Origin of the sequence: Streptomyces milbemycinicus (assembly GCF_002154605.1) — a bacterium.
In the GTDB taxonomy this organism is placed as follows: Bacteria; Actinomycetota; Actinomycetes; order Streptomycetales; family Streptomycetaceae; genus Streptomyces; species Streptomyces milbemycinicus.
In genome coordinates this window covers 1-7,091 of record NZ_MUNE01000167.1, presented here as the reverse complement: position 1 = coordinate 7,091, position 7,091 = coordinate 1, and the positions used below count along the sequence as shown (strand labels likewise).

Sequence of the window (7,091 nt, the reverse complement as noted above, 5' to 3'; positions counted from 1 at the left end):
CTCGCTCATCAGGTGGCTGGAGACGAAGACGGTACGGCCCTCGGACGCCAGCTGCTTCATCAGATTGCGGACCCAGAGGATGCCCTCCGGGTCCAGGCCGTTGACCGGCTCGTCGAAGAGCAGCACCTGCGGGTCGCCCAGCAGCGCGGCCGCGATGCCCAGGCGCTGCCCCATGCCCAGCGAGAACCCCTTGGAGCGCTTCCTCGCGACGCTCTGCAGCCCGACCACGCCCAGCACCTCGTCGACCCGGCGGGCGGGAATGCCGGACAGCTGGGCCAGGCACAGCAGGTGCTGGCGGGCGCTGCGGCCGCCGTGCACGGCCTTCGCGTCGAGGAGAGCGCCCACCTGGCGCGGGGCGTTGGGCAGCTTGCGGAAGGGGTAGCCGCCCACCGTGACATGGCCCGAGGTGGGCTCGTCGAGCCCCAGGATCATGCGCATCGTCGTCGATTTGCCGGATCCGTTGGGCCCCAGGAAGCCGGTGACAGTGCCAGGCCGCACCTGGAACGAAAGGTTGTACACGGCTGTCTTGGCGCCGTAGCGCTTCGTCAGGCCGACTGCCTCGATCATGCCCTGCCCCTCGTGCGATGCGTCCGGGGCGCGTGCCCCCGTGCGGGTAAGGAGGATAACCGCGCGAGGGTGGTTCCCGTTAAGCGAGAGTCGAGAGCGGATTGTAACCGTGCAGCACCCAGCCCTCATCCGCGAACACCGAGGCGGCCGTCTCGCGCAGTGCGCGGTCCGCCGCCGCGCGCCGGATCCAGGCACCCGGGTCGGGCCCCAACAGGCCCCGCAGCCGCGCCGAGGACGCCAGCAGCCCGGTCAGCAGGGCGCTCTGGTCACCACCGCCAGGCCGTGGCCTGCCGGAGGGGCGGTCCGGGGCGCCGTCGGGGCCCGCGAGCACCCCCCGCGCGCCGACATAGAGATACGCGCCGCCCAGCCGCTCCCCGGACGGCAGCACCATCGGAAAGCTCGCGCCGGGCAGCAGGATCCGCCGGTAGTTGGGGAATTCGGTGGCGTCCACCGACGCCAGCTGGGCGGCGTCGAGCCAGCTGACCACCAGCGGGGTCTCGGCCGCCGGATCCGCGTACGGCGCGGTGGCGACGTACCCGTACCGCCCGATGTGCGCCGAGCAGCCGACGCCTATGCCGCGCACCCGCACCGGCACCATCGGCACGGCGGCCGGGTGTCCGAGCGCCGTCAGCTTGTGGTGCAGCTGCGCGGGGGAGGCGTTGGAGCCGACCGCGATGACCGGATGGCGCTGCTCCAGGGGCACTTGGCCGAGCCGGGCCAGTACGGCGTCGAGCGGTTCGCGCGGCGGTCGTTGACCTATCCGGGCCGCCCCGAGTACGGGCCAGCCGCCCGGCCCGCCCGGCGAGGGCGTCAACTCCCACAGCTCGGAACCCGCGAGAAGCGCGGGCGCGGTGACGGGTCGGCCCGGATAGGTCAACGGCCGCAACGCGGGCACATCGGCGAACCCGAGGGCGGCGAGGCTGCGGTCGGTCACAGGGGGAGGTTACGCACCGGGCGGCCCGCCCGTAAGAGGCCGTACACGAGGAGGACACCCAGGGCCTCTATCGCCCGCGCCCGATGCGCCGTCATGCGCGTGCCCCGCGCCGCATGGAGCGGGCGCGGGGCACGAGATGCGCGGGCGTGATCCGACGTCAGCGGTGCTGGACGTCAGCGGCTCTGCTGGGCCGGGACACCACGCGAGATCGGCTCGTCCTCGGTGGGGGAGCCGGCCGCGGCCACCGCGGCACCGGTCAGCGTGGCCAGCATCTCGCGGACGTTGGTCAGCTGGGCGTTGATGCTGTCGCGGCGGTTGGTGAGCGCCGCCAGCTCGCGCTCGGATTCGCTGCGGATGCGGTCGGCCTTGGCGTTGGCGTCGGCCACGATGTCCTCGGCCTGGCGCTGCGCGGTCTCCACCGTCTGGCGGGCGCGGCGCTCGGCGTCTGTACGCAGCTTCTCGGCCTCCAGGCGCAGCTGCTCCGCCCGGTGCTCGATCTCCGCCAGCCGCTTCTCGGCCTTGGCCTGACGGGAGGCCAGGTCGCGCTCGGACTGCTCACGGCGCTTGGCGAGGTTCGTCTCGAAGTCCGCGGCGGCCTGGGCGGCCTTGGCACGGGTCTCCTCGAAGAGGGAGTCGGCCTCCTCGCGCTTCTGCTGCGCGTCCTTCTGAGCGTCCTGGCGCAGCGTCGTCGCGTCGCCCTTGGCCTTCTCGACGATACGAGCGCCCTCGTCCTCCGCCTTGGCCTTGCGCTCGGCGGCGAACGACTCGGCGTCGTTGCGCACCTGCTGGGCCGCCGACTCGGCGAGCTCCCGGTGCTGTTCGGCGGCCCGGCGGGCCTCCTCGCGCAGGTCCTTGGCCTCCTCCTCGGCGAGACGGAGGATCTTCTCGACGCGCGCGCCGAGCCCCGCGTAGGACGGCTCCGCGTCGTTGATCTGGGCCTGAGCGTTCTGCGTCTCGAGGTGCAGCTCCTCGATGCGCTTTTCCAGAGAGGTGATACGGGCCAGTGCACTGTCACGGTCGGCGACGAGCTTGGTAATGCGGTCGTCCACCTGACCGCGGTCGTATCCACGCCGCACGAGCTCGAAGCCGAAGGGGGAGGAAGTGTCGCTCATGGGGTTCCTGTCGAAAGAGACCGGTGAGGTGATAGAGGGAATCCTAGGGGGCCAAACGGCGTGTCATCGAGTCAACGTCCGTTTGATCTGGAGAATGTCCAGCCTTTTGAGTGGCAGACAGCCAGACGGCTTGTCACTCGTCGGGATGATACGGACACGACACGGGGTGTGTCTCTAGCGCCCCCGCCCGCGAACACTACGATTCGGCAGCGCCCGCCCCAGGAGTCTCAGCCGTCCGAACGCTTGCCGCTCGCCCGGGTACCCGCGCCGGCCGCCGTCTTGACCCCACCGTTCTCGTTCCTTCCCGAGTTCCCGCCCGAGCTGCCCCCCGATGCGGGGGCCTCAAAAGACTCCAACGCCGCCAGCACGTCCTGGACACGGGAGATCTCCGCGTTGATGTCCTCCTGGCGCCGTTTGAGCAGCTCCAGCTCGCGCTTGCCGTCGTCGACGATCCGCTTGGCCTCGGCCTCCGCCTCGGTGCGCCTGCGCTCGGCGTCCCGCTCGGCGTCGGCCTTCTTCTGCTCGGCCTCCTTGAGCAGCGACTCGGCCTTCTTCACGGCGGCGATACGGACCCGGCTGGCCTCGCTGTTGGCGTCGGAGACCAGCGTCTTGGCCTTCTCCTCGGCCTTCATCAGCTGCGCGGTCGCCGCCGCGACCAGCTTGTCGACGCGCTCGCCGGTCGACTTCATCTGCTCCGCCGACTCCCGGCGGGCCCGCTCGTGCAGCTCCTCGACGTCCGCCTCGGCCCGGGTCCGCAGCTCCTCGGCCCGCTCCCGGATGGCGGTCGCATCGCCCCGGGCCTCGCCGAGCATCGTGTCGGAGTCCGTACGGGCCTTCTCCACCAGGCCGTTCGCCTGCGCGGTCGCCTCGCCGACGAGCCGGTCGGCCTCCTTGCGGGCGACGCCGACCATCGTGTCGGCCTGCTCCTCGGCGACGGTCGCGGTCCGCAGCGCGGCCTCCCGCGCCTCCTTCGTCAGCCGGTCCGCCTCCGCCGTGGACTCGGTGATCAGCCGGTCGACCTGGATCGCCGCATCCGAACGCCGCTTGTTGGCGTCCTCGCGCGCGCTGTCGACCGTACGCTCGGCCTCGGCCTGCGCCTTGGAACGGATCCGCTCCGCTTCCGCGGCGGACTCGGTGGCCACCCGCTCCGCCTCCGCGCGGGTGCGCGCCGCGTGCTGCTGCGCCGAACCCACGGTCTCCGACGCCTCGGTGCGCAGCCGCTCGGCCTCCGCACCCGCATCCGCCAGCAGCCGCTCGGCTTCCTTTGTCGCCTCGCCGACCAGCCGGTCGGCCTGCCCGGCCGCCTCCGAGCGGATGTTGTTGGCGTCCCCGCGGGCCTGGGCCCGGGTGCGCGCCGCGTCCTGCTCGGCCGCCGCCCGCGCGTCGGATGCCTCCGTACGCAGCTGCTGGGCCCGCGTATTGGCCTCCGAGACCAGCCGCTGGGCCTCCTCGGTCGCGCCGCCGACCAGCGTGTCGGCCTGCTCGGCCGCCTCGTTACGGGTCTTGTTGGCGCTGCGGCGCGCGTCGTCCAGCACCTGCTGGGCCTCGGCGCGCAGCCGCTCGGCCTCGCTCGAGGCCTCGGTGATCAGCCGGTCCGCCTGCTCGGCGGCGTCCGAGCGGCGCCGGTTGGCCTCCTCGCGGGCCTGGGCGGACAGCCGGTCCGCCTCCTCGATCGCCTCCGCGACCGTACGCTCCGCGAGCGCCTTGGCGGCCTCCGCCTCCTCATAGGCCTCGCGCCGCAGCCGCGCCGCGTCCTCGGCCGCCCGCTCCCGCTCGGCGTGCGCGTCCGCGCGGACCCGGTCCGCCTCCGCCTGCGCCTCGTGGCGGGTGCGGTCCGCGGCGTGCTCGGCGGCCGTACGCAGCCCCGCGATCTCCGCCTCGGCCTGCTCGTGCAGCCCCGCGACCGAGTCCCGCACCTGCTGCGCGTGCTGCTCCGCCGCGCCCACCAGCTCCGCCGCGTGCCGCTCGGCCTCCTCGGCCAGCCGCTGCGCCTCGGTCTGCGCCTCGGCGACCCGGTTGCGGGCGGCGGCCAGCAGCTCCTCGCTCTGCTCGTGGGCCAGGCTCCGCTCCCGCTGGGCCTCCTCGCGGGCGTCGCTCAGCGTCTCCTCGGCCTCGCGGCGGCGGCGGACCGCCTCCTCCTGGGCGGCCGCCAGCGCCTCGGCGGCCTCGGCCCCGATGCGCTCGGCCGCGGCGTTCGCCTCCGCGCGCACCCGGTCGGCCGTGTCCTGCGCCTCGGCGCGCAGCCGCTCGGCCTCCGCGGCGGCCTCGCCGCGCAGCCGGACCGCGACCGACTCGCCCTCGGCGCGCATATTCGACGCGTCCGCGACGGCCTCGTCGCGCAGCCGGTCCGCCTCCGTCTCGGCCTGCTGACGCAGCGCGGCCAGCCGCTCGGCGGTCTCGCCGCGCAGCCGCTCGGTGTCCTCGGCCGCCTCGCGGCGCAGCCGCTCGGCCTCCTCGCGGGCGTCCCGCAGCGCCTGATCGGCCGAGGCCAGCCGCTGTTCGGCCTCTCCGTGCAGCCGGGCCAGTTCGGCCTCGGCCTCCTCGCGGCGGGCCGCGGCGGCCGCCTCGGCCTCCTCGCGGATCCGCCGGGCGGCCTCCGCCGCCTCCGACCTGACCTGCTCGGCCTGAGTGTCGGCCGAGGTCACCAGCTCCTCGGCCTCGCCGCGGGCCCGGTCAAGCGCATCGTCGGCCTGGCGGCGCAGCGACGCGGCCCGCTCGATCGCCTCGGTCCGTACCCGCTCGCTCTCGGCGGTGGCGGCCGCGCGGGTCTCCTCGGCGCCGGCCTTCGCCTTGGCCAGCAGGTCCTCGGCGGTGCCGGCCGCCTCCTCGATCTGCTGGACCGCCTCCCGGCGGGCCTCGGTGCGGATCCGCTCGCCCTCGGCCACCGCCTCGGCGCGCAGCTGCTCGGCCTCGCCGCGCAGCCGGCGGGCCTCCTCCTGCAGCTCGACGGTCTTGGCGCGGTACTCCTTGGTGTCGTCCTTCGCCGCGCCCTTCAGCTGCGCGGCGGTGTCGTGCGCCTCGGCCCGCAGCCGGTCCGCCTCGGCCTCCGCCTTGGCCCGGATCCGCTCCGCCTCGTCGGCCGCCGCCTTGGTGGTGGCCTGGGCGTTCTCCGAGGCCTTGGTCAGCACCTCCTCGGCGCTGCGGGCCGCCTTGGCCAGCTGGGCCGCCGAGTCCTCGGCGGTCTTGGCGCGCGCGGTCTCGTCGGCCTCGGCGATCAGCCGCTCGGCCTCGGCGCGGGCGTCGTCCCGTACCTGCTCGGCCTCGGCGCGCAGCGCCTCGGCTTCCTTGGTGGCCTCGCCGACCAGCCGGGCGATCTCCGCCTTGGCGGTCCGGGTGCGCTGCTCGTTGTCCGTCTCGGCGGCCGACAGCCGCTTCTCCGCCGCCTCCTTGGCCTCCGTGAGCACCTTCTCGGCCTCGAAACGCGCCTCGCGCAGCGACGTCTCGGCCTCCTGCACGCGCAGCTCGGCCGCCCGGGTCAGCTCGGTGGCCTGCCGGCGCGCCTGGTCGGACTCGGAGGCGGTGGAGGTGCGCAGCTGCTCCGCGTGGTGGGTGGCCTCCTGCGCCTGGGCGCCGGCCGTGTTCACCAGCCGCTCGGCCTCGGTACGGGCGCGGCGCAGGATGGCTTCGGCCTCGGAGCGGGCCGACTCCGCCTCCGAGCCGAGCCGGTCACGGGTCTGGTCGGCCAGCCGCTGGGCCTCGGCACGGGCAGCGGCCAGCGACTGCTCGGCCTCGGTACGCGACTCGTCCATGAGCCGGCGGGCCTGCGCCTCGCTACGGGCGCGCAGTTGCTCGGCCCAGGCGACGTTCTCGTTGACGTGCGACTCGACGGTGGCGCGGCGCTCGGCGAGCTCCTGGTCGAGCCGCTGACGGCGCGCCACCGCCTCGGCGTGCAGCTCGGCTTCGAGCCGCGCCTGCCGCTCGGCCTGCTCCTGCAGCAGCCGCTGGGTCTGGGCCCGGGTCTCGCGCACCTCGCGCTCGGCGTCGGCGCGCAGCTGTTCCGCCTGCACCTGCGCGTTCCGCAGCAACTGCTCGGCCTGGTAGCCGAGGTTGGCGCTGTCGTAGGCAGGGCGGCTCGCGAGATTGCGGCGCGCCTCGTGCAGCTTGGCGCGCAGCACCTCGACTTGGTAGCCGAGGTCGTCGGCGTGCTGGACGGCCTTTTCCCGCTCGGTCTTCAGCCGCTCCATCTCGGCCTCGAACTTCGAGAGGTGGTCGTCAGGCTCGTAGCGGTCGTAGCCCCGCACTGCGCGGTCCCATCCGTCCCCTGGTCGCGTTGGCGGCCGGCTCCGTACCTGGGGTGCCACGTGGCACCTCGCGGTCCCGACCTGGCGCCCGGCCGTGGCGGCCGGACCGGAGCTAGCCCTTCCGAAGAAATGGTGTCAGATCATCGGCAAAGCCTGGGCCGGACCCTGATCCCTTTCTGATCCCGTTCCCGTACCCCGGCCGAGGTTGCACTCTACCGGCCGGGGTACGGGAACGGG

The 7,091-nt window shown here is 74.2% G+C and carries 4 protein-coding genes; all 4 read right to left on the bottom strand.

The genetic code is table 11. The annotated features are described in order from the left end of the window. The coding region (locus CCN51_RS14950; RefSeq protein WP_143675806.1) for an ABC transporter ATP-binding protein at window positions 1-567 on the bottom strand (567 nt) is incomplete at its 3' end. A 79-nt stretch (window positions 568-646) separates the two neighbouring features. Next, window positions 647-1,501, bottom strand: coding sequence for a hypothetical protein (locus CCN51_RS14945; RefSeq protein WP_014176352.1), 855 nt, complete (start codon window positions 1,499-1,501; stop codon window positions 647-649). Window positions 1,502-1,674: 173 nt separating this feature from the next. Further along, a complete protein-coding gene (locus CCN51_RS14940; protein ID WP_014176351.1) occupies window positions 1,675-2,613 on the bottom strand; it encodes a coiled-coil domain-containing protein in 939 nt (312 codons plus the stop codon). A 227-nt stretch (window positions 2,614-2,840) separates the two neighbouring features. Continuing rightward, on the bottom strand, window positions 2,841-6,854 hold the full coding sequence (gene scy, locus CCN51_RS14935; protein ID WP_014176350.1) for a polarized growth protein Scy: 4,014 nt from the start codon (window positions 6,852-6,854) through the stop codon (window positions 2,841-2,843). Window positions 6,855-7,091: the final 237 nt, after the last annotated feature.

Excerpts from the sequence above, each read along its gene's own strand:
- CCN51_RS14940 (WP_014176351.1), bottom strand. The coding sequence starts at position 2,613 with ATGAGCGACACTTCCTCCCCCTTCGGCTTCGAGCTCGTGCGGCGTGGA.